At 73.3% G+C, this 21,059-nt stretch carries 16 protein-coding genes and 1 pseudogene; 4 read left to right on the forward strand and 13 right to left on the reverse strand.

Going from position 1 to position 21,059, the window contains the following annotated elements:
* Window positions 1-114: 114 nt before the first annotated feature.
* From ACIBJE_RS12655 to eno, 6 genes are all read right to left on the reverse strand, one after another.
* Complete coding sequence (locus ACIBJE_RS12655) at window positions 115-1,053, reverse strand: exopolyphosphatase (protein WP_396747642.1); 939 nt, start codon at window positions 1,051-1,053, stop codon at window positions 115-117.
* A gap of 22 nt (window positions 1,054-1,075) precedes the next feature.
* A complete protein-coding gene (locus ACIBJE_RS12660; protein ID WP_396747239.1) occupies window positions 1,076-2,515 on the reverse strand; it encodes a hypothetical protein in 1,440 nt (479 codons plus the stop codon).
* Between the two features lie 142 nt (window positions 2,516-2,657).
* Window positions 2,658-3,170 (reverse strand): amino-acid N-acetyltransferase, encoded by a 513-nt coding sequence (locus ACIBJE_RS12665; protein ID WP_396747242.1) that lies wholly within the window; start codon window positions 3,168-3,170, stop codon window positions 2,658-2,660.
* Complete coding sequence (locus ACIBJE_RS12670; RefSeq protein ID WP_396747645.1) at window positions 3,167-3,724, reverse strand: DUF501 domain-containing protein; 558 nt, start codon at window positions 3,722-3,724, stop codon at window positions 3,167-3,169. The genes ACIBJE_RS12665 and ACIBJE_RS12670 overlap by 4 nt, the downstream gene beginning before the upstream one ends.
* A gap of 131 nt (window positions 3,725-3,855) precedes the next feature.
* The gene (locus ACIBJE_RS12675) at window positions 3,856-4,494 is read right to left on the reverse strand and encodes a septum formation initiator family protein (RefSeq protein WP_396747648.1); all 639 of its coding nucleotides are present in this window, start codon (window positions 4,492-4,494) and stop codon (window positions 3,856-3,858) included.
* A gap of 36 nt (window positions 4,495-4,530) precedes the next feature.
* Window positions 4,531-5,814, reverse strand: coding sequence for a phosphopyruvate hydratase (gene eno / locus ACIBJE_RS12680; protein WP_396747245.1), 1,284 nt, complete (start codon window positions 5,812-5,814; stop codon window positions 4,531-4,533).
* A 219-nt stretch (window positions 5,815-6,033) separates the two neighbouring features.
* Here eno and ACIBJE_RS12685 point away from each other — a divergent pair, with 219 nt between their 5' ends.
* Complete coding sequence (locus tag ACIBJE_RS12685; protein ID WP_396747248.1) at window positions 6,034-6,726, forward strand: hypothetical protein; 693 nt, start codon at window positions 6,034-6,036, stop codon at window positions 6,724-6,726.
* 91 nt (window positions 6,727-6,817) lie between these two features.
* Here the strand turns inward: ACIBJE_RS12685 and ACIBJE_RS12690 are convergent, their stop codons facing one another.
* The 5 genes from ACIBJE_RS12690 to mfd form a co-directional block, all read right to left on the reverse strand.
* Window positions 6,818-8,431, reverse strand: coding sequence for a DUF885 domain-containing protein (locus tag ACIBJE_RS12690; protein ID WP_396747251.1), 1,614 nt, complete (start codon window positions 8,429-8,431; stop codon window positions 6,818-6,820).
* Between the two features lie 128 nt (window positions 8,432-8,559).
* Window positions 8,560-9,549 (reverse strand): nucleoside triphosphate pyrophosphohydrolase, encoded by a 990-nt coding sequence (locus ACIBJE_RS12695; RefSeq protein ID WP_396747254.1) that lies wholly within the window; start codon window positions 9,547-9,549, stop codon window positions 8,560-8,562.
* Window positions 9,546-9,713 carry a hypothetical protein gene (locus ACIBJE_RS12700; RefSeq protein WP_396747257.1) on the reverse strand — a complete coding sequence of 56 codons (168 nt, stop codon included), beginning with the start codon at window positions 9,711-9,713 and terminating at the stop codon, window positions 9,546-9,548. Before ACIBJE_RS12700 ends, ACIBJE_RS12695 begins: the two co-directional genes overlap by 4 nt.
* 2 nt (window positions 9,714-9,715) lie before the next feature.
* The gene (locus ACIBJE_RS12705) at window positions 9,716-10,444 is read right to left on the reverse strand and encodes a hypothetical protein (protein WP_396747260.1); all 729 of its coding nucleotides are present in this window, start codon (window positions 10,442-10,444) and stop codon (window positions 9,716-9,718) included.
* Window positions 10,445-10,610: 166 nt separating this feature from the next.
* Complete coding sequence (mfd, locus tag ACIBJE_RS12710; RefSeq protein WP_396747651.1) at window positions 10,611-14,249, reverse strand: transcription-repair coupling factor; 3,639 nt, start codon at window positions 14,247-14,249, stop codon at window positions 10,611-10,613.
* A gap of 226 nt (window positions 14,250-14,475) precedes the next feature.
* On the opposite strand from mfd, the gene ACIBJE_RS12715 reads away from it, so the two are divergent.
* Window positions 14,476-15,213, forward strand: a complete 738-nt coding sequence (locus ACIBJE_RS12715) for a hypothetical protein (RefSeq protein ID WP_396747262.1) — start codon at window positions 14,476-14,478, stop codon at window positions 15,211-15,213.
* A 164-nt stretch (window positions 15,214-15,377) separates the two neighbouring features.
* Here ACIBJE_RS12715 and ACIBJE_RS12720 read toward each other — a convergent pair whose 3' ends face one another.
* Entirely contained in the window at window positions 15,378-16,418 is a 1,041-nt protein-coding gene (locus ACIBJE_RS12720) for a S66 peptidase family protein (RefSeq protein WP_396747265.1), read from the reverse strand.
* Between the two features lie 173 nt (window positions 16,419-16,591).
* Between ACIBJE_RS12720 and ppc the strand changes: the two genes are divergently transcribed.
* Window positions 16,592-19,378: a phosphoenolpyruvate carboxylase gene (gene ppc, locus ACIBJE_RS12725; protein ID WP_396747268.1), complete on the forward strand. Its 2,787-nt coding sequence runs from the start codon at window positions 16,592-16,594 to the stop codon at window positions 19,376-19,378.
* A gap of 86 nt (window positions 19,379-19,464) precedes the next feature.
* Here the strand turns inward: ppc and ACIBJE_RS12730 are convergent.
* A pseudogene (locus tag ACIBJE_RS12730) lies at window positions 19,465-19,800 on the reverse strand (hypothetical protein); the annotation flags it as partial.
* Window positions 19,801-19,854: 54 nt separating this feature from the next.
* Here ACIBJE_RS12730 and ACIBJE_RS12735 point away from each other — a divergent pair.
* Window positions 19,855-21,042, forward strand: coding sequence for a DNA recombination protein RmuC (locus tag ACIBJE_RS12735; protein WP_396747271.1), 1,188 nt, complete (start codon window positions 19,855-19,857; stop codon window positions 21,040-21,042).
* Window positions 21,043-21,059: the final 17 nt, after the last annotated feature.

Consider the following 21,059-nt stretch of genomic DNA (forward strand, 5'->3'; position numbering starts at 1 on the left):
GCCAACCGCTGACCATGGCCGTCCGGACACCGCAGCCCCTGGTCGGGCCACTTCAGGACCCGCACCGACACCGTCCGGCGTCGATGCCCGGAGTCGCCCGGCAGGTCGGAGGCCCTAGTGACCGGGCTGCATGCTCCAGGCGATGCCGTCGAGGATGTCATGCTCGCTGGCGACCACCGCCGACATCCCGGCGCGTTCCATGATCACGCGAAGCACCAGGGCACCGGCCCCGATCACGTCCGCCCGGCCCGGATGCATCACCGGGATCGCCAGCCGTCCGGCGCGCGTCCGGCCCAGCAGGTCGGCGGTCACCCCGGCCACGGTCTCGTACGACACCCGGGCGTGGTGGATCCGCTCCGGGGCGTACTCGTGCAGGCCCTCGGCGATGGCGACCACGGTGGTGACCGAACCGGCGAGCCCGACCAGGGTGGCGGCCCGCCGCCCCGGCACGACCGTGAGCGCCCGGTCCACCGCAGCCGCGACGTCCGCCTCGGCTGCGGCCACCTCCGCCGGGGTGGGCGGGTCGCCGTGCAGGTGCCGCTCGGTCATCCGGACGCAGCCGATGTCCACCGAGATCGCCGCCTCGACCCCGTCCTCACGGGTGCCCAGGACGAACTCGGTGGAGCCGCCACCGATGTCGACCACCAGGTACGGCGGTTCGGTGTCGGTCGGCAGCCCGCGCACCGCGCCGGTGAAGGAGAGCCGGGCCTCCTCGTCGCCGCTGACCACCTCCGGTGCGACGCCGAGGGTCCGTTCCACCATCGACCGGAAGTCGGCGGCGTTCGAGGCGTCCCGGGAGGCGGAGGTGGCGCACATCCGCACCCGGTCCACGCCCTGCTTCTCGATCTCCGCCGCGTAACCGGCCAGCGCGACGCGGGTCCGCTCGATCGCCTCGGCGGCGAGCCGTCCGGTCTGGTCCACACCCTGGCCGAGCCGGACGATCTCGAGCCGCCGGGTGAGGTCGGTCAGCGGCGCCGTCGGGCCGGCCGAAGGATCCGGCAGGTCGGCGATCAGGAGTCGGATCGAGTTGGTGCCGCAGTCGATGGCCGCCACGCGCGTCGTCACGGCAGCAACCCTACGGCAGCGGCCCGACCGGTGCGGGCGGGCCGGCAGCACCGGGCGGCCGGCCTCCACCAGCGGGCGGCAGCCCGGCAGCATCGGTCGCCGGACCTCCACGGGCGGGCGGCGGGCCGGCAGCACCGGCCGACGGGTCTCCACCAGCGGGCGGTGACCCGCCAGCGCCCGCCGGAGGACCTCCCTCGGCGGGCGGCGGGCCGGTCCGGCGGCGGCGCCACCGGGCCAGCAGGACCGGCAGCCACGGCACGACGCCCAGCGCCACCAGCAGAGACAGCAGCGGCAGCCGCCACCCGAACGGGACACCGGCCGACAGCGTCGGCTGGGACGTGGTGTCCGGCACCCACGGGCGGGCGGTCTTGGCCCAGGCCAGGAACGCGTCCCCGATCGGCATCGCGCCGAGGGCGTACCGTTTCGTCCACGGGGTCTGCACCGGCAACCCGGCCAGCTCGCCGTAGTTGGCGAGGGCCCCGGCGAGCCGGTGGTTGCCGTGCCGCTGGGCCGCGCCGAGGGTGACCACGGTGGCCGAGAGGCTCACCCCGAGCAGCAGCGGGCCCGAGTCGACATCCCCCGGGCCGTCCAGCCCCTCCGGGTACTCCCGCACCGCCGGGCCCAGCCCGAGCGGCGTGACCAGGTACTGGTCCCGGAACGCGAGATACTGCTGCCGGGCGAAGATCGGGTCGATCTCCGGCAGGAACCGGTGGATGACGCTCTGCGAGGTTCCCCGGGCCACCTCGGCCGGCGCGCCGGTGGCCGGGTCGACCCGGTGCGGCATCAGCCCGGTACGCGGGTCCAGCCGCTGCCGGACCCCGTCGAGCCATCGATCGATCGTGCGCCGGAAGCGGGGTGGCAGCAGCGTGTCGTGCAGCCGCAGCGAGGCGACCGCCACGGTGGAGTCCACCGGCCATGCCTGCTGCGGGTAGGCGGCCAGGTACGGGGTGGCCGACGCGTCGAAGGCCGCGCCGAGCGCGGCCGAGGTCTCGGCGAAGCGACGCACCTCGGCCGGGTCGCGGCGCTCCGCCGGTTGCAGGGCGAGCACCCCGCCGCGCAGCCAGTTCGTCCAGCCTTGGTGGAACACCCCGTACGGCGGGGTGAGCTCCGGGCTGAACGGCGCCAACCCGGCCGGTGACTCCAGCCGGCCCAGCGCCCAGCGGGCCTCCCGTGACGACTCCTCCCGGCGGGCGGGCTCGCGCATGCCCAGCTCCACCCGGGCGAGCCCGTAGAGGACGTGCGCGAAGAAGTACCCCTCGGGGAAGAGGGCCTGGGCGTCCTCGCCCGCCCCGTCGTCGAGGGCGGCCCGCAGAAAGGCCAACTGTCGGGCCACTCCGGGTGGCTCGCCGCCCGCCCCGGTGGCCGGCGCGACCAGACGGACCACCCCGACCAGGGCGGCCAGGCTGACCAGCGCGGCCACGACCCGGACCAGGCGACGGAGAACGATCACGGGGACCAGGGTGCCTGGGCGGGTCAAGCGGGCTGCGGGGTGGTTCTGGTTGGTTGCAGGGGTCCCCTGCTCGGCAGAAAGCGGTAACAGGGGACCCCTGCTACCACCCCACCCCACCCCACCCCACCCCGCCCACAGCCGGTCACAGGCGCAGCAGCATGCGGGTGTTGCCGAGGGTGTTCGGCTTGACCCGTTCCAGGTCGAGGAACTCCGCCACACCCTCGTCGTACGAGCGCAGCAGCTGCTCGTAGACCGGCTGCGGGACCGGCGCGCCGTCGATCGCCTCGAACCCGAACGACCCGAAGAACCGGGTCTCGAAGGTCAGCACGAAGATCCGCGCAACCCCGAGCTCGCGGGCCCCGTCGATCAGCTCGGCGACGATCCGGTGGCCGAGCCGCTGGCCCCGGCACGTCGGGTCCACCGCGACCGTCCGGATCTCGGCCAGGTCCTCCCACATCACGTGCAGCGCGCCGCAGCCCACCACCGCGCCGTCGGCGACCCGCTCGGCGACGCGGAACTCCTGCACGTCCTCGTAGAGGGTGACGGTGGCCTTGCTCAACAGCCGCCGGTCGTCGGTGTACGTGTCCACCAGCCGGCGGATGCCCCGGACGTCCCCGGTGCGCGCCCGCCGGACGACGAAACCGTCGGTGCTCACTCGTCCGCCGGCACGTCCACGCACGGCCCGGCCGCCCACCACCGTTCCACCAGCGCCAACGTCTCGTCGCCGAACGGGTTCACCCCCGGTCCCGCGCCGAGCGCGTGCCCCAGGTGCACGTGCAGGCACTTCACCCGCCCGGGCATGCCACCGGCGGAGATACCGGCGATCTCCGGCACCTGGCCGATCGCCTCCCGCCGGGCAAGGTAGTCCTCGTGCGCCGCCCGGTAGCGGGCGGCCAGCTCCGGGTCGGTGGCGAGCCGCTCGGCCATCTCCTTCATCAGCCCGGCCGACTCCAGCCGGCTGCACGCCGCCGTGGCCCGGGGGCAGGTCAGGTAGAACAGCGTCGGGAACGGGGTGCCGTCGGCGAGCCGGGGGGTCGTCTCCACCACGTCGGGCAGGCCGCACGGGCAGCGGTGGGCCACCGCTCGGGTGCCCCGGGGCGGGCGTCCGAGCTGGGCGGCCACCGCAGCCAGGTCGGCCTCGGTCGCCGGCTCCCGCTTCGGCGGCGGTACGGAGTCCGCCGCCGGCTCCGGCGGGGGTACGAATGTCACGGTCGTCATCTCTCGTCGGTGCTGTTCGGTCGTCCGGACGACCAGTTCGGGGTCGGGCCGGGTGGCGCGGGTCGAGCAACCGGCGTCCGGCGTTCCGGGCTCACCTGTCGGGCGTCCGGCGTCGCGGGGGCTCACTTGTCGGGGCGCTCGGCGTCGGCCGCCTCGATGCTCGACCAGAGGGTGTCGTACCACGGGTCGTCGCTGCGCGGGCGCTCGGACCGGGGCGGCAGCGGACCGGTTCCCGGGTCGGTCGGTGCCTTACCCTTCAGCACCAGCACCGGCACCTCGCCCGGGTAGACCATGAAGAACCGCTGCCGGGCCTGGGTCTCGATGTACGCGTCATCCTGCCACTTGGCCGCCTCGACGGAGAGCTCCTCGATCAGCTCCCGCTGGGCGGCCTGGGCCGCCTCCATCCGCTCGATGTCGGCCTGCTGGTCGAGGTAGACCCGGACCGGGTAGGTGTAGCCGAGGGCGAGGGCGATCAGCACCGCGAAGAGCACGGTGGCCCGCCCGGTGAAGCGCCGGGGACGGGGTGCGGAGAGCCGCTTGACGGTGCCACCGGCGGCGGCCCGGCGGGCCGCCGCCGGACGGCTCGCCGAGCGTACGGCCTCGGCACCCCGGGCGGTGCCCGGAGCGCGACCGGTGGTGCTCCGCGACTCGGCGCGGACGCCCTCCCGGCTGGTGGTCCGCACGCGGGCCCCACCCGGCCGGCCGGGGAGTCCCGGCCGGCGGGTGGGACGCTGCCCGCCCGGTGTGCGGCGCGGCTGCATCGTCGTCACACCCCTCCCCGACGCATCACGCGCCCGTCAGGCGGAACGGTAGCGCGGGAAGGCACCCGCACCGGCGTACCGGGCCGCGTCGGCCAGCTCCTCCTCGATCCGCAGGAGCTGGTTGTACTTGGCGACCCGGTCCGAACGGGCCGGGGCACCGGTCTTGATCTGGCCGCAGCCGGTGGCCACCGCCAGGTCGGCGATCGTGGTGTCCTCGGTCTCGCCGGACCGGTGGCTCATCATGCACTTGAAGCCGGCCCGGTGGGCCAGATCGACCGCGTCGAGGGTCTCGGTGAGCGAGCCGATCTGGTTGACCTTGACGAGCACCGCGTTCGCGGCCTTCTCGGCGATGCCGCGGGCGATCCGCTGCGGGTTGGTGACGAACAGGTCGTCGCCGACGATCTGGATCCGGTCGCCGACCGCAGCGGTCAGGGTGGCCCAGCCGCTCCAGTCGTCCTCGGCCAGCGGGTCCTCGATCGACACGATCGGGTAGTCGCCGGCGAGCTTGGTGTAGTAGTTGCTCATCTCCTCGGCGCTCTTCGGCGAGCCCTCGAAGGTGTAGGTGCCGTTGTCGAAGAACTCCGTCGCCGCCACGTCGAGGGCGAAGACGATGTCGGTACCCACCCGGTAGCCGGCCTTCTCGACCGCCTCGGCGATCAGGTCCAGCGCGGCGGCGTTGGTGGGCAGGTTCGGGGCGAAGCCGCCCTCGTCGCCGAGGCCGGTGGAGAGACCCTGCTTCTTCAGCACCGACTTGAGCGCGTGGTAGACCTCCGCGCCGGAGCGCAGCGCCTCCCGGAAGCTCGGCGCGCCGATCGGCGCGATCATGAACTCCTGGACGTCGACGTTCGAGTCGGCGTGCGCGCCACCGTTGAGGATGTTCATCATCGGCACCGGCAGCAGGTGTGCGTTCGGGCCGCCCAGGTAGCGGAAGAGGCTCAGCTCGGCGCTGCCGGCCGCCGCCTTCGCCACCGCGAGCGAGACCCCGAGGATGGCGTTCGCGCCCAGCTCGGACTTGTTGTCCGTGCCGTCGATGTCGAGCATCTTCTGGTCGATCAGCCGCTGCTCGCTGGCCTCGTAGCCGACGAGCTGGTCGACGATCTTGTCCTCGATGTTCGCGACCGCGTTCTCGACACCCTTGCCCAGGTAGCGGTCGGCGTCACCGTCGCGCAGCTCGATCGCCTCGAAGGCGCCGGTGGAGGCGCCGGAGGGCACCGCGGCGCGGGCCACCGTGCCGTCGTCCAGGCCGACCTCGACCTCGACCGTCGGGTTGCCCCGCGAGTCCAGAATCTCCCGGGCGACGATTCCCTCGATGGTTGCCACTGAGTCGCTCCTCGTTGTTCGTGTGCGAGTGTCCGGTCCGGTAGGGCCGCGACGGTGCGGCTGAGGCAGACGTTGAACGCAGCGTATCGGGCGACGCTCGTGGGCACCGCGTCGCCCGGTGTACCACCGGTGGTGGTTCCGGCGGACATTCCCGGATTCTCACCGCTCAACCGGCAACCGGTTTGCGATCGGTGGACCCGATCGGCGAGGCTGAGCATCATGCCCGCCGCCTCGACTGTTCTCCGCGTGCTCGCCGTCTCGGTCGTCGCGTCGCTCACCGTCACCGGTTGCCAGGCCCTGGAGGACACCGGACGTGTGATCGGCCGGGGTGACCTCGTCAACGAACTGGCGTCCCGGCTGGACAGCGCGCACGAGTTGACCTACTCCGCCGAGTACCAGCTTCCCGGCGGTCGGACCGTGTCGATCGCCCAGTCCCGGGACCCGGTCCGCACCGCGTACACATACCCCGACGGCAAGATCAGCGTCAGCGCCGACTCCTTCGCCAGCTGCCGGACCACCGGCAAGCCGGTGTGCACGCTGACCGTGCCGCCGACGCCTTCCAGCCGGCCGTCGGTGGCCGTCTACACCGAGGCCGAGCGGCGGGGCATGGTCACCCCGCCGGCGGTCATGGGACTGCTGACCACCGCCGCACTCGACCCAAACGCGGTCATCGAGCAGAGCGACACCACGCTGGCCGGGCATCCGGCCACCTGCGTCGACGTCCGCTCCGCCGAGGTGCCCCCGTTCACCGCCTGCGTCACCAGCGACGGCGTGCTCGGCAGCTTCACCGGCGCGCTCGACGGCAAGCCGACCGAGCTGGCGCTCAGCAGCATCCGCGACTCCGTGGACGACGCCGCCTTCGACCTGCCGCCCGGCGCGGGCGTGGTCGACCGCCGCCCCGGCGGCAGCTGACACCCGGCTGAGGTGGTTGCAGGGGGCCCTTCCTACCGCATTTTGCCGAGGAGGGGTCCCCTGCAACCACCCCCGGGCGCAGCGGGCGGGCTCAGACCCCGAGCAGGGTGCGCAGATGGCGCGGGGGCGGGCAGTCGTGGGCGAGCATCGCGTCGTGCCAGCGCCGCACCGGCACCTCCGCCGGGCGGGCCGCGGCGATCTCCGCGATCTCGGCGTAGCCGACGAAGTACGTGGAGAGCTGCGTCGAGGTGAGCAGCGCCCGCCGCCACTTGCCGGCCGCCTCCCCCTCCTCCTGGAAGCCCCGGCCGGTCATCAGCGCCATCGCCTCGGCCTCGGGCAGATCCTCGCAGTGCGTCAACTGGTCGATCAGCGCGTTGATGGTCATCCGCAGCTGCATCTTGAGCTGCTGCAACCGCACCGGCAGGCCACCGAAGCCGGCGGTGGTCATCAGCTCCTCGGCGTACACCGCCCAGCCCTCGATGAACGGCCCGGAACGGGCCAGTGCCCGTACCCGGGTGCCGCCTACGTACCGCCGGGCGTGGGCGAGCTGGAGGAAGTGTCCGGGCATCGCCTCGTGCACGGTCAGGTTGCGGATCATGTGGTCGTTGTACTCGCGGTAGAACGACTCGACCCGGTGGGCCGGCCAGTCCACCGGGGTCGGCGCGATGCAGTAGAACGTGGGCAGGTCCGCCGTCTCCAGCCCACCGGGCGAGTCGCAGTACGCCACCGCCACGCCCCGGGCGAACTCGGGCATTTCCTGGATCACGCACGGGTCGTCGACCAGCGTGACCAGGTCGTGCGCCCGGACGAAGTCGGTGGCCTCGTCCAGGGTGACCGAGGCCAGGTCGACGATGGTGTGGTCGTCCGGGTGCTCGGCTGCGAGCAGGGCCAGCGCCCGGCGCACCGTCTCGTCGTCGGCCGGACCGCCGACCAGCTCGACGGAGGCCACGCGGATCTCCTCGGTCACCCGCTCCAGGTTGGCCCAGGCGCGGCGCAGCACCTCGGCGGCGGGCAGCTCGGTGTCCAGGGTGTGCCAGAGTCGGGCCTCCCAGCGGCGGCGGCCGAGCCGGGGGTCCGGGCCCGGCCCGTCGTCGGCGGCCAAGCCGGCCCGCAGCCAGTCGGCGAACTCCTCCAGCGCGGCGATCGCCGCCCGCGCCGCCGGCTCCACCCGGTCGCCGAGCGCGGGGGCCTGCGCCAGCAGCGCCGGCACCTCCTGGCGCACCAGCGCCGCCGTGCCGACGAACTGCCCGACCGCCGTCTCGGCGTGGATGCGCGGCATGTCGCGCAGCGTCGCACGCGCGGTCGCCAGGGCGTCGGGTACGGCCGCCAACCGCCCGGCCAGGTGGGTCAGCCGCACCTCGACCGGGGCGTACGGACGGGACAGCAGGGCGTGCAGCAGCAGGCCGGGGTTGTGCCGCAGCGGATCCCACTCGTGCGACCGGATCTCGGTCGACTCGAAGAGCTCCCGGTCGACCAGGGCGGTGAGCAGGGCGTGGTCGACCGACTCCTCGACCGGGAGGGAGTCCCCGTCCACCTCGGCGAGCGCGTCCGCTGCCTCGGTCAGCATGCGTCGGTCGGCGGCGACGGCATCGGTGGACCAGTCGGGCAGCCGGTCGTCGTACCGGTGGTCTCCCGCGCCGGAGGCCAGCTCCGGTCGGCTCTCCAGCAACGCGTCGACGATCCGTTCGGCCCGCTCGGTGAACATCCCCCGACCCTAGCCGCCCCACCCCTCCCCCGCCCCCCGCGATCCTCCCCCGCCCCGCGCGCCAGCCCTACGTGTTGATCAAGAAGTTGGCGTCAGGATCCGGGCGGTCTGGCGCGCGAACCTCTTGATCAACGCGGAGAGGGTGGGGTGGAGGATTCGGCGGCGCGGATGGTGGCGGCGTGGGCGAGGGTGGCCCGGCGGAGGGCGGCCTCCGGGTCCAGGCCGGTGGCGCGGGCCTCGGCGACGATCCGCAGCAACTCCGCGCCGAGTCGGGTCTCCGGATCCGCGTCCCCGGCGGGAACGGGGGGCGGCACGGCCAGGCCGATCCGGCCGGCGCGCTCCAGGATCTTGGCGGCCAGGGCGAGGGCGGGCTGACTCATGGCGATGCCGTCCAGCACCGAGTCCCGGGCCTTCTCGGCCCGCTTGATCCGCTCCCAGCTCGCGGTGATCTCCTCCAGGGTGCCCGCCTCGGCACCGGCGAAGACGTGCGGGTTGCGCCGGACCATCTTGTCGACCAGGCCACCGGCCACGTCGTCGATGCTCCAGCGCTCGTCCTCGGGCAGTTCCTCGGCGAGCCGGGCGTGCAGCACCACCTGGAGCAGCACGTCACCCAGTTCCTCGCGGAGCGCGTCGGTGTCCCCCGCGCTGATCGCGTCGTACGCCTCGTAGCACTCCTCCAACAGGAAGCCGGAGAGGCTGCGGTGGGTCTGCGCCCGCTTCCACGGGTCACCGCCGGGCGAGGCGAGCCGGTCCATCACCTCGACCGCGTCCAGCAGTCGCGCTCCCGGCGGGTCCCACGAGCCGTACATCAGCTCCAGCTCGGCCAGGCCCGGCTCGCGGGCCAGGCGCAGGCCCAGCTCGCGGGCGAGCGTCTCGTCGCCGGTCGGGCCGGCCAACCAGACCGCCGTGCCGTGCCGGGCCGCCGCATCGAGCAACGCCTGGGTGGCCGGGCCGTCGACCACGGTGACCTCGGCGCCCGTCGTCCGCAGCGCCGTGGTCACCGCGCTCTCCGCGCCGGTCAGCACCGGATGGGCGCGTACGACGTCCCAGGCCGCAGCGGTCAGCAGCCCCGCCGGCAGCCGGGGCGAGGTGACCAGCAGCACGATGCGTCCGGTCATCGGTCGTCCCGCACGGTCGTGCCCGATTCGGCAACCCGCAGGTGCCCGGCGGTCGTGCCCGATTCGGCAACCCGCAGGTGCCCGGCGGTCGTGCCCGGTTCGGCGACCCGCGCATGCCCGTCGGCCGTCGGGTAGCGGGCGGTCCTGGGCGTCGCGGCGATCATGCTCAGGCGGGGTCGGTCACCGCGTCGGAGCCGGCCTCGCCCAGCGGCACGCTGACCGCCGCCACGTCGCCGGGGAAGCTGAGCACCCGGAAGGACAGCGGACGATAGCGCGGGTTGACCGTGACGTCGTACCCCTCCACCGCCTCGGCGAGCGCGTTGCGGGTGGCCAGCGCGGTGCGCAGCTGCTGCCCGTCGAGCTGGGACGCCGCCTGTTCGACGGTCACCTCGTCCGGGATGGCGCCGGCTTTCTTGCCGGCCTTGACCAGGTCGGTCATCTCCTGCTCGGTCGGCGCGACCGGCGCGCCGGCGGGCACGCCGGAGAGGCAGGTGTACAGCTCCGCCACCCGCTGCGGGTACGCCGTGTTCGTCGGGTAGCCGAGCTGCTGGCTGATCTGCTCGACCGGAACCTCGTTCTGCGGACGGTAGCCCTTCTCGGCGGAGAGACGCTGGCAGACCTCACCGAGGACCAGGGTGCTGACCACCTCGCCCCGGCCGGGCAACCGCGGCTCGCCGGGCGCGCCCGGCTGACCGGCGGGCTGGTCCGTGGCCGGCTGCTCCGGGGTCGAGGAGGCGGCGTCGTCCCGCAGCTCGTCCAGGATGCGGGTGACCGCTTCCTCGGTGATCCGCTGGTCGCCGATGTAGGCGGCGACCCCGGGCTCGGAACGGCAACCGGAGAGGGCGACGAGGCCGACCGCCACGCTGGCGACGGCGACAAGACGGCGAGCACGCATGACGGTCACTCTCTCACGCCCCACCCTCCCACCGCGCTTACCCCCTGCCCTTCCCCCTCGCACCCACCCGCTCCCAGCAGTTGATCAAGAAGTTCGCGTCAGCGGGGAGATCGACCGTGACGCGAACTTCTTGATCGACGCGCTCAGGCGCGCTCAGGCGACGCGTTCAGGCGCGCGCTCCGGCGGGGGTGGGTTGGCCGAGGACGTCGGCGAGGAGCTGGGCACACCAGTCCAGGAGAGCCTGGTCCCGCAGGGGTTCGCCGCCGACCCGTCTCGTGCTCGGCCTCGGGACGCTGACCTGGTCGAGAGCGGACTTGTAGACCGAGTCGGGGTGGTAGCGCTTGAGCCGCAGCTGCTTCGAGTCGGGCAGCGGCAGCGGGCCGAACCGGATGTGCTTGCCCTGCATGCTGACGTCGGTGAGGCCGTACCGGCGGGCCAGTAGGCGGAACCGTGCCACCGCGATCAGGTTCTGCACCGGGGCGGGCGGCTCGCCGTACCGGTCGGTCATCTCGGCGGCCACCTCGCGCAGCCGCTCGGAGTCGCGGGCCTCGGCGAGCTTGCGGTACATCTCCAGGCGCAGCCGCTCCACGCCGACGTAGTCGTGCGGCAGGTGCGCGTCGACCGGCAGGTCGATCTTGACGTCGGTCTCCTCCTCGGGACGTTCGCCCTTGAACGCCTGCACCGCCTCGCCGACCATCCGGACGTACAGGTCGAAGCCGACGCCCTCGATGTGGCCGGACTGCTCGCCGCCGAGCAGGTTGCCGGCACCCCGGATCTCCAGGTCCTTCATCGCCACGTACATGCCCGCGCCCAGCTCGGTGTGCTGGGCGATGGTCGCCAGCCGCTCGTGGGCGTGCTCGGTGAGCGGCTTGTCCGACGGGTAGAGGAAGTACGCGTACGCCCGCTCCCGCCCCCGGCCGACCCGGCCCCGGATCTGGTGCAGCTGGGCCAGGCCGAGCAGGTCGGCCCGCTCCACGATCAGCGTGTTCGCGTTCGGGATGTCGATGCCGGACTCCACGATCGTGGTGCAGACCAGGACGTCGAACTCCTTCTCCCAGAAGCCGACCATGACCTTCTCCAGGGCGTCCTCGCCCATCTGGCCGTGCGCGACCGCGACCCGGGCCTCGGGCACCATCTCCCGGATCCGGCGGGCCGCCTTGTCGATCGACTCGACCCGGTTGTGCAGGTAGAACACCTGACCGTCGCGGAGCAGCTCGCGGTGGATGGAGGCGGCCACCTGCCGCTCGTCGAACGCCCCGACGAAGGTGAGCACCGGGTGCCGCTCCTCCGGCGGGGTGGCGATGGTCGACATCTCCCGGATGCCGGTGATCGCCATCTCCAGCGTCCGGGGGATCGGGGTGGCCGACATGCTGAGCACGTCCACCGAGGCACGCAGCGTCTTCAGGTGCTCCTTGTGCTCGACGCCGAAGCGCTGCTCCTCGTCGACGATCACCAGGCCGAGCCGCTTGAACCGGGTGGCCGCGGAGAGCAGCCGGTGGGTGCCGATCACGATGTCGGCGCTCCCGTCGGCGACCATCTCCATGGTCCGCTCGGCCTCCTTCGGCGTCTGGAAGCGGGAGAGCTGCCGGATCTCGATCGGGAACTGGCTCATCCGCTCGGCGAAGGTGTTGTAGTGCTGCTGGGCCAGGAGCGTGGTCGGCACCAGCACGGCCACCTGCTTGCCGTCCTGCACCGCCTTGAACGCCGCCCGTACCGCGATCTCGGTCTTGCCGTAGCCGACGTCGCCGCAGATCAGCCGGTCCATCGGGACGGTCTGCTCCATGTCCCGCTTGACCTCCTCGATGGCGGCGAGCTGGTCCGGGGTCTCCTGCCAGGGGAAGGCGTCCTCCAGCTCCCGCTGCCACGGGGTGTCCGGCCCGAACGCGTGCCCCTTGGACGCCTTGCGGGCGGCGTAGAGCTGGATGAGCTGCGCGGCGATCTCCTTGACCGCCTTACGGGCGCGGGCCTTGGACTTCTGCCAGTCCGCGCCGCCCATCTTGTGCAGGGCCGGCTGCTCACCGCCGACGTACCGGGAGAGCTGGTCGAGCTGGTCGGTGGGGACGAAGAGCCGGTCGCCGGGCTGGCCGCGCTTGCTCGGGGCGTACTCGATGACGAGGTACTCCCGGGACGCGCCGTTGACGGTCCGCTGCACGAGTTCGACGTACCGGCCGATGCCGTGCTGCTCGTGCACCACGTGGTCGCCGGCCTTCAGCTCCAGCGGGTCGATGGTGTTGCGTCGCCGGCTGGGCAGCTTGCGCATGTCCCGGGTGGAGGTGCCCCGGCCACCGGTGACGTCGTTGCCGGTGAGCAGCACGAACCGGGACGCCTCGTCGACGAAGCCCTGACTGAGCGAGCCACAGGTGACCAGCAGCTCGCCCGGCTCCGGGGCGGTCGGCACCTCCTCGGTCAGTCGGGCGCCCAGGCCGGCGTCGCGAAGCACCTCGACGGCCCGCTGGGCGGGACCGTGCCCCTCGAAGACCAGCGCGATCGACCAGCCCTCGCCGGCCCAGCGCTTCAGGTCGTCGACCAGCCGGGGCGTCTCGCCGTGGTAGAGCGGGGCCGGCTGGGCCGCCAGGGTCACCGCGATGGCGTCGTCGGGCGTGACGTCGACCTCGGCCGGGTCGTCCTCCCAGGGCTGGCGTGCCGGCGCGCCGTCGGACTCGGCCAGGCCGAACGGCGACAGCGTCCACCAGGGCTGGCCCAGGGCGGTGGCGGCCGAGCGTACCTCGGCCAGGGTCCTGAAGGCGGCGGCGCCGAGGTCGACCGGGGCCCGGCCCCCGACGGCTGCCGCGGCCCAGCTGGCCTGGAGGAACTCGTCGGAGGTACGCACCAGGTCGTGCGCCCGGGTGCGGATCCGCTCCGGGTCGCAGAGCAGGACGTGGGTGCCGGCCGGCATGCTGTGCAGCAGCAGTTCCATCGAGTCGGGCCCGACCAGCTCCGGCGCGAGCGACTCCATCCCCTCGACCGGCATGCCCTCGGCCAGCTTGTCGAGGATCTCGGCCAACTCGGGATGCTCCTGCGCCAGGGCGGCGGCCCGCTTCCGCACCGCCGGGGTGAGCAGCAGCTCCCGGCAGGGCGGGGCCCACAACCGGGGGGACGACTCGATGGTGCGCTGGTCGGCGACGGCGAAGGTGCGGATCTCCTCCACCTCGTCGCCCCAGAACTCGATCCGGGACGGGTGCTCGTCGGTGGGCGGGAAGACGTCGAGGATGCCGCCCCGGACGGCGAACTCGCCCCGCTTGGTGACCAGGTCGACCCGGGCGTACGCCATGTCGGTCAGCCGGCGGGCGACCCCCTCCAGGTCGGCCTCCCCGCCCGGGGCGAGCTGCACCGGTTCCAGGTCACCGAGGCCCTTGAGCTGCGGTTGCAGCAGGGACCGGACGGGCGCGACGACCACCCGCAACGGCCCGCTGCGCCCGTGCGCGTCGACGGCGTCCGGGTGGGCGAGCCGGCGCAGCACGGCCAGCCGCCGGCCGACGGTGTCGGAGCGGGGCGAGAGCCGCTCGTGCGGCAGCGTCTCCCAACTGGGGAAGACCGCGACCTGCTCGGGCGGGAGGAGGCTGCCCAGCGCGGCGGCCAGGTCGTCGGCCTCCCGGGTGGTGGCGGTGACGGCGAGCACCGACCGCCCGGCCCCACCCTGCGCGCCGGCCGCGTCGGCGGCCACGGCGGCCACGGCGAACGGACGCAGGGCCGGCGGAGCGGTCAGGTCGAGTCCGTCGACCTGCGCGGCACCGGAGCGCGCCAGGTCACGCGCCCGGGCCAGCCCGGGGTCGGCCAGGGCGGCGGAGAAGAGGCCGGTGAGCATCTGCATCACTTCCAGTGAGTGTCGCCGAGAAGCACGCCCGGTGGGCTGCTGGCACACGAACAGGTACCCCGAGTCCGGCCGGACGGGGGGTGTACGAATGCCAGCCTATCTCGCGGTACGAACGATTTGACCGGTGCCAGCGCCACCGTCGGTCGCGCCGACGCAGGCCGGGCGGACCCGTCGTACTCTGGGCGCCCGTGTCCCGCCCGACAGCTGGAGTAACCCGGTGACCACCCCTCCTCCGCCCGGCCACCCGCCGCAGCCCCCGTACGGCCACCCGCCGTACGGCAACTCGCCGCAGCCGCCGTACGGCAACCCGTCGCCGGGATACCCACAGCCCGGACACCCCGCGCCCGGGTACCCGACGGGTTATCCGCCCCCGCCGGCCCCGACGACCAAGCGCATCCCGGAGGACCAACCCTTCGTGGTCCGCCCCAGCGTCGCCAAGCGGGGCCTCGTCATGGGCACGGTCGTGCTGGTCCTGCTCAGCCCGATCGTCTGCCTCGCCGGTATGGGCATTGCCGGCTCCGCCGACCCGGACATGCGGGCCAACGCCGTCCTCGGCATCGTCGGCATCTTCGTCTGCCTGCTCGCCGCGACCGGTCTGCCGCTCGGGATCCAGCTGTGGCTGATCGCCTCGGGCGGTCCGGTGCTGGCCCTGAGCCCGGCCGGGCTGTGGATCCGGACCCGACCGACGCGTGGCCAGGCGGTCTGGGTGCCCTGGGAGGCGGTCGCGCAGATCCGTCGCCGCCGGTGGAGCCTGGAGAAGATGCTGGTCGTCCAGCTCCGGGATCCGCGCATGTTGCAGAACCTCGGGGCGTACACCGCGCTGGACAGCAGCATGTTGAACGCCTTCTACGGCTCCGGTCTGGTGTCGACGCTGAACTTCGCGGACCGCTCGGAGCAGGAGATCGTGGCGGCGGTGACCCACTTCAGCGCTGGCCGCTGCCCGATCACCCTCTGACCGTTCCCCGCCCGCCCCTAACGGAGGGGACGGCCACGGATTGCGGCAGGTCGGGCGAACCTCGATGCGGGACACCCCGACGTGCCGCAACCGGAGCGGATCAAGACCGGTCGACGGACCAGGCGACCGGCGAGGGGCGGGCGGGACGAGGCAGCGGGGTGGGGTCAGTAGCGGACGGTGAGGCGGCGGGCCACGCCGTCGACGCGCACCTGCCCGCCGTACGGAACGATCAGCTGCGGGTCGGTGTGACCGAGGTCGACGTCGAAGACCGTCACCGCTTCCGGGGCGTACTCGTGCAACGCCCGGGTGATCGCGGCCCGCTGCGCGTCGGCGTACCCACGGCGCTGCTCGACGGTGTGCGGGCGGGCGAAGTCCCAGGCCTTGGCCCGACCGACCAGGACGGCGGGGAAGCCGGCGAGCAGCCCCCGCTCCCCCAGGTCACGCAGCATCCGGTACACCTCGACGGCCGACGGCAGCTCCTCGGAGGTCTCGACCAGCAGCACCGAGCCGGCCAGTTCGGCGGCCGGGGCGATCCGGTCGGCGGCGGCCAGCCAGTGCAGGATCTCCAGGTTGCCGCCCCAGGCCGGTCCCTCGACGGTGCGCTGCGGCCCGGTCCACGCCCAGCCGGTGCCCGGAAACATCGGTGGCTCGGTGTCCAGGGTCGACGGGTCGCCCCAGTCGAGGGGCTCGTCGCCCCACTCCCGGGCCGGCCGCAGCTCGTACCAGTCCGAGGTGAAGAGGGCAGCGCGCAGCGACTCCATGGTCAGCGGGTGCGGCGCGCCGGGGCGGCCGAGGTGCACCAGCACCGACCCGCCGTGGTAGCCGACGATGCCCAGCCGGTGCAGGTGGTTGAGCAGGTTGGTGTTGTCGGAGTAGCCGAAGTACGGCTTGGGGTTGGCGCGCAGCACCGCGTCGTCCAGGTGCGGGGTGACGGTGATCTGGTCGTCGCCGCCGATGGTGGCGAGCACCGCCGTGACGGTCGGGTCGGCGAACGCGGCGGTGAGGTCCCGGGCCCGGTCCCGGGGGTCGGCGTCCATCACCCGGGTGGTCGGGTACTCGACCGGCTCCAGCCCGAGCTCCTGCCGGAGTCGGCGCAGGCCCAGTTCGTACACGTGCGGAAAGATCGCCGGCAGTCCGGCGGACGGGGAGACCACCGCGACCCGGTCTCCCGGGCGCGGTTTCGGCGGGTACGTGCGGTGGGCCATGGGCCGACGCTATCGGCCGCCCCAACCGGTTTTCCCTCTCGCCCCAGCACACCTGGGGATTCCCACGCAATGAGCGACATCTCAGGGCCGATCCCCCCGTGCGGGGGTGGCGCGGATACGATCCAGGGAGTCGGACAGCGCAGTCCTTCGTCCTCACGTAAGGAGCGCACCCCGTGACCGACCAGCACGACCACGACGGGCCGGACGCCGCACTGCGGGCCGACATCCGCCGACTGGGGACCCTGCTCGGGCAGACCCTGGCCCGGCAGGAGGGACGTCCCCTGCTCGACCTGGTCGAGGAGATCCGCGCCCTGGTCCGCACCGACGCGGAGACCGCCGCGCACCGCCTCGGCGGCCTCGACGTGACCACCGGCACCAAGCTGGCGCGGGCCTTCTCCACCTACTTCCACCTGGCGAACATCACCGAGCAGGTGCACCGTGCGCGGGACCTGCGCCGCCGCCGCGCCGTGCAGGGCGGCTGGCTGGACCAGGCCGCCACCATGATCTCCGAGCGGGGCGTGCCGGCCGAGGAGATCGCCGGGGCGGCCCGCCGGCTCGCGGTCCGGCCGGTCTTCACCGCCCACCCGACCGAGGCGGCCCGCCGCTCGATCCTGTCGAAGCTCCGGGCGATCGCCGACGAGCTGGACACCGAGACGGCCAACGCGATCCTCTACGGTGCGAGCGACGAGGGACCGGCGAACCGCCGCCTCGCCGAGCTGCTCGACCTGATGTGGCAGACCGACGAGCTGCGACTGGACCGGCCGGACCCGACCGACGAGGCCCGCAACGCCATCTACTACCTGCGCGACCTCTACGCCGAGGCCGCTCCGCAGGTCCTCGACGACCTGGCCGACACGCTGCGCACCCTGGGGGTGGAGACCTCGCCGACCGCCCGGCCGCTGACCTTCGGCACGTGGATCGGCGGCGACCGGGACGGCAACCCGTTCGTCACCCCGGCGGTGACCCGCGAGGTGCTGGTCATCCAGCACGAACACGGCATCGCCGCCACCGAGCGGGCGATGGACCACCTGATCAACGAGGTGTCGGTCTCCCGTCGGCTGCGTGGCGTCTCGCTCGACCTGTCGGCCAGCCTCGCCACCGACCTGGACGCGCTGCCCGAGGTGGCTCCCCGGTTCCGCCGGGTCAACGCCGAGGAGCCGTACCGCCTCAAGGCCCGCTGCGTGAAGGCGAAGTTGGCCAACACGCGGCAGCGACTGCGTCAGGGCACCCCGCACGTGCCGGGGCGGGACTACCGGGGTTCCGCCGAGCTGGTCGCCGACCTGGAGCTGCTGCGCGCCTCGCTGGCCCGTAACTCCGGCCAGCTCACCGCCGTGGGGCGGCTCGCCTCGACGATCCGTACGGTGTCGGCGTTCGGCCTGCACCTGGCGACGATGGACATCCGCGAGCACGCCGAGGCGCACCACGCGGTGCTCGCCCAGCTCTACAAGGCCGTCGGCGAGGTGGACGACTACCCGTCACTGACCCGGCTGGAGCGGACGAAGCTCCTCGCCGACGAGCTGACCGGGCGTCGACCGCTCTCCACCGCGGACACCCCGCTGACCGAGGGGGCCAGGAAGACCTTCGACGTCTTCGGCGCGGTCCGCGAGGCGCAGGACCGGTTCGGCAGCGAGGTCATCGAGTCGTACATCGTCTCGATGACCCTCGGCGTGGACGACGTGCTCGCCGCCGTGGTGCTGGCCCGCGAGGCGGGCCTGGTCGACGTGCACAGCGGCCGGGCGCGGATCGGCTTCGTACCGCTGCTGGAGACCCCGGCCGAGCTGAACGCCGGTGGCGAACTGCTGGACGAGTTGCTGTCGCTGCCCGCGTACCGGCAGCTGGTGGCAGCCCGGGACGACGTGCAGGAGGTGATGCTGGGCTACTCCGACTCCAACAAGGAGGCCGGCATCACCACCAGCCAGTGGTCGATCCACCGGGCGCAGCGGGCGCTGCGGGACGTGGCCGCCCGGCACGGCGTGCACCTGCGGCTGTTCCACGGCCGGGGTGGCACGGTCGGCCGGGGCGGCGGCCCCACCCACGAGGCGATCCTGGCCCAGCCGTACGGCACGCTCGACGGCGCGATCAAGGTCACCGAGCAGGGCGAGGTCATCTCCGACAAGTACACCCTGCCGTCGCTGGCCCGGGAGAACCTGGAGCTGACCCTGGCCGCCGTGCTCCAGGCGACGCTGCTGCACACCGCGCCCCGGCAGCCGGCCGAGATGCTGGAACGCTGGGACGCCGCGATGGACAGGGTCTCCGAGTCCGCGTACCGGCGCTACCGGTCCCTGGTAGAGGACCCGGACCTGCCGGCGTACTTCTGGGCGTCCACCCCGACCGAGCTGCTCGGCGCGCTGAACATCGGCTCCCGGCCGGCGAAGCGACCGAACACCGGCGCGGGTCTGGCCGGGCTGCGGGCGATCCCGTGGGTGTTCGGCTGGACGCAGACCCGGCAGATCGTCCCGGGCTGGTTCGGGGTGGGCTCCGGCCTGGCCGCCGCCCGCGAGGCGGGACTGTCCGACGTGCTCGCCGAGATGCACCGGAACTGGCACTTCTTCCGGACGTTCCTGTCGAACGTCGAGATGATGCTGACCAAGACCGACCTGACCATCGCCCGCCGGTACGTCGAGACCCTGGTTCCGGAGCAACTGCACCCGATCTTCCACAAGATCGAGCAGGAGTACGAGCTGACCAGGCAGGAAGTGCTGGGGGTGACCGGCTCCCCGGCCCTGCTGGAGAACTCCCCGGTGCTCCAGCGCACCCTGGCCGTGCGGGACACCTACCTCGAACCGCTGCACCACCTCCAGGTGGCGCTGCTGCGGCAGTACCGCGACTCCGGGGCGGCCGGCCGCGCGGTGGCCACCGCGCCGGGGGGCCGGCGGGCGCCCAGCGACGGTACGGCCCTGGAGCGCGCCCTGCTCACCACGGTGAACGGCATCGCCGCCGGGATGCGCAACACCGGCTGACGGGTTGGTTGGTAGCAGGGGACCCTTCCTACCGTTTTTTGGTGAGGAAGGGTCCCCTGCTACCACTCGGGCTTGTGCCGGTGGGCGTCGAGGCCGAGCGCCGCCCGCGCCGCCTGGACGTGGGCGAGCCCTTCCAGGGCGGTCTCCCGGGCAATCTCGTACTGCCGGACCGTCCGGGCCTGCTCCAGCTGACTGCCGGCCGCGTTGTACCGCTCACCCGCGTCGACCAGCGCCTGGCGGACCGCCGGGGCGTCGCCGTGCAGGCTCATCACCTGCCCGCCGAGGCGTTCGTACCAGCGGAGCGCCTCGGCCCGGGCGTCGGCGGTCTCCCGCGCCCGCCCCCGGGCGCTGTGCCACTGCCACAGGACGAAGCCGGCCACGTGCAGCACCGCGAGAAGGCCGAGGATGAGCAGCGTTTCCATGGCCCGAACGTACCCCTGGTCGTCACGTCGTACCGGTTTTGGCAAGCTCGGGGGATGGACTTCTCGACGCTGGCCGTGGTGGTGGTGTGCCTCGGTGCCGGCGGCGCGGTCGGCTGGTTCGCGGCGAGTGCCCGCGCGGCGGCGGAGATCGCCCGGCTGGACGCCACGCTGCGCGCCGCCCGCGAGGGCGAAGGCCGGCTGGAGCAGTCGATGCGGGCGTTGAACTACGAGGCGACCGCCCAGTCGCAGGAGGCGGTGGCCCGGGCGGTCGCGCCGCTGCACGAGACGCTGCGCCGCTACGAGTCCCGGGTGACCGAACTGGAACGGGACCGGGTCGACGCCTACGCCGAGCTACGCGAGCAGGTGCGGGCCATGGGGGCGGTCTCCGGTGAGCTGCGCACCGAGACCAAGCAGCTGGTGGCGGCGCTGCGTGCACCCCAGGTCCGCGGGCGCTGGGGGGAGCACCAGCTCCGCCGGATCGTCGAGGCGGCCGGCATGCTGGAGCACTGCGACTTCGCCGAGCAGGTCACCGCCGCCGTCGAGGACCGGCAGGTCCGCCCCGACCTGGTGGTCCGGTTGCACGGCGGGCGTTCGGTGGTGGTGGACGCCAAGGCGCCCTTCGACGCGTACCTGACCGCGATGGAGGCGCGCGACGACCGGGAGCGGGACGCCCGCCTGCGGGCGCACGCGAAACACCTCCGGGCGCATGTGGACGCGCTGGCCGCGAAGTCCTACTGGGCGGCGTTCGACGACACTCCGGAATTCGTGGTGCTCTTCGTGCCGGCCGATCCGTTCCTGGACGTGGCGTTGCAGCACGACCCGACGCTGCTGGAGCACGCGTTCGGGCGGAACGTCGTGCTGGCGACCCCGGCCACCCTGGTGGCGCTGCTGCGGACGGTGGCGTACTCCTGGCGGCAGGAGGCGTTGGCCCGCAACGCGGTGGCGGTGCACTCGCTGGCCCGGGAGCTGTACGGCCGGCTGTCCACGCTGGGCGAGCACGTCGGCCGGCTCGGGGGCTCGCTCGGGGCGGCGGTGACCGCGTACAACCGGGCGGTCGGATCGCTGGAGGCGCGGGTGCTGGTCAGTGCCCGTAAGCTGGCCGAGCTGGGGGTCTCCGACCGGGAGCTGCCGGTGCCCTCCCAGGTGGAGCTGGCGCCCCGGCAGCCGCAGGCTCCGGAGCTCGTCGAGCCGACCGGTCGGGCGTCCACTTCGCCCGTTCGGCCCACCCCCATCGACGACTAGCACTTTTTCCGTGACGG

It is taken from the genome of Micromonospora sp. NPDC050187 (genome assembly GCF_044459745.1).
Lineage (GTDB): Bacteria > Actinomycetota > Actinomycetes > Mycobacteriales > Micromonosporaceae > Micromonospora.

Excerpts from the sequence above, each read along its gene's own strand:
- ACIBJE_RS12675 (WP_396747648.1), bottom strand. The coding sequence starts at position 4,494 with ATGCAGCCGCGCCGCACACCGGGCGGGCAGCGTCCCACCCGCCGGCCG.
- ACIBJE_RS12685 (WP_396747248.1), top strand. The coding sequence starts at position 6,034 with ATGCCCGCCGCCTCGACTGTTCTCCGCGTGCTCGCCGTCTCGGTCGTC.
- ACIBJE_RS12690 (WP_396747251.1), bottom strand. The coding sequence starts at position 8,431 with ATGTTCACCGAGCGGGCCGAACGGATCGTCGACGCGTTGCTGGAGAGC.
- ACIBJE_RS12695 (WP_396747254.1), bottom strand. The coding sequence starts at position 9,549 with ATGACCGGACGCATCGTGCTGCTGGTCACCTCGCCCCGGCTGCCGGCG.
- ACIBJE_RS12700 (WP_396747257.1), bottom strand. The coding sequence starts at position 9,713 with ATGATCGCCGCGACGCCCAGGACCGCCCGCTACCCGACGGCCGACGGG.
- ACIBJE_RS12705 (WP_396747260.1), bottom strand. The coding sequence starts at position 10,444 with ATGCGTGCTCGCCGTCTTGTCGCCGTCGCCAGCGTGGCGGTCGGCCTC.
- mfd (WP_396747651.1), bottom strand. The coding sequence starts at position 14,249 with ATGCTCACCGGCCTCTTCTCCGCCGCCCTGGCCGACCCCGGGCTGGCC.
- ACIBJE_RS12720 (WP_396747265.1), bottom strand. The coding sequence starts at position 16,418 with ATGGCCCACCGCACGTACCCGCCGAAACCGCGCCCGGGAGACCGGGTC.
- ACIBJE_RS12735 (WP_396747271.1), top strand. The coding sequence starts at position 19,855 with ATGGACTTCTCGACGCTGGCCGTGGTGGTGGTGTGCCTCGGTGCCGGC.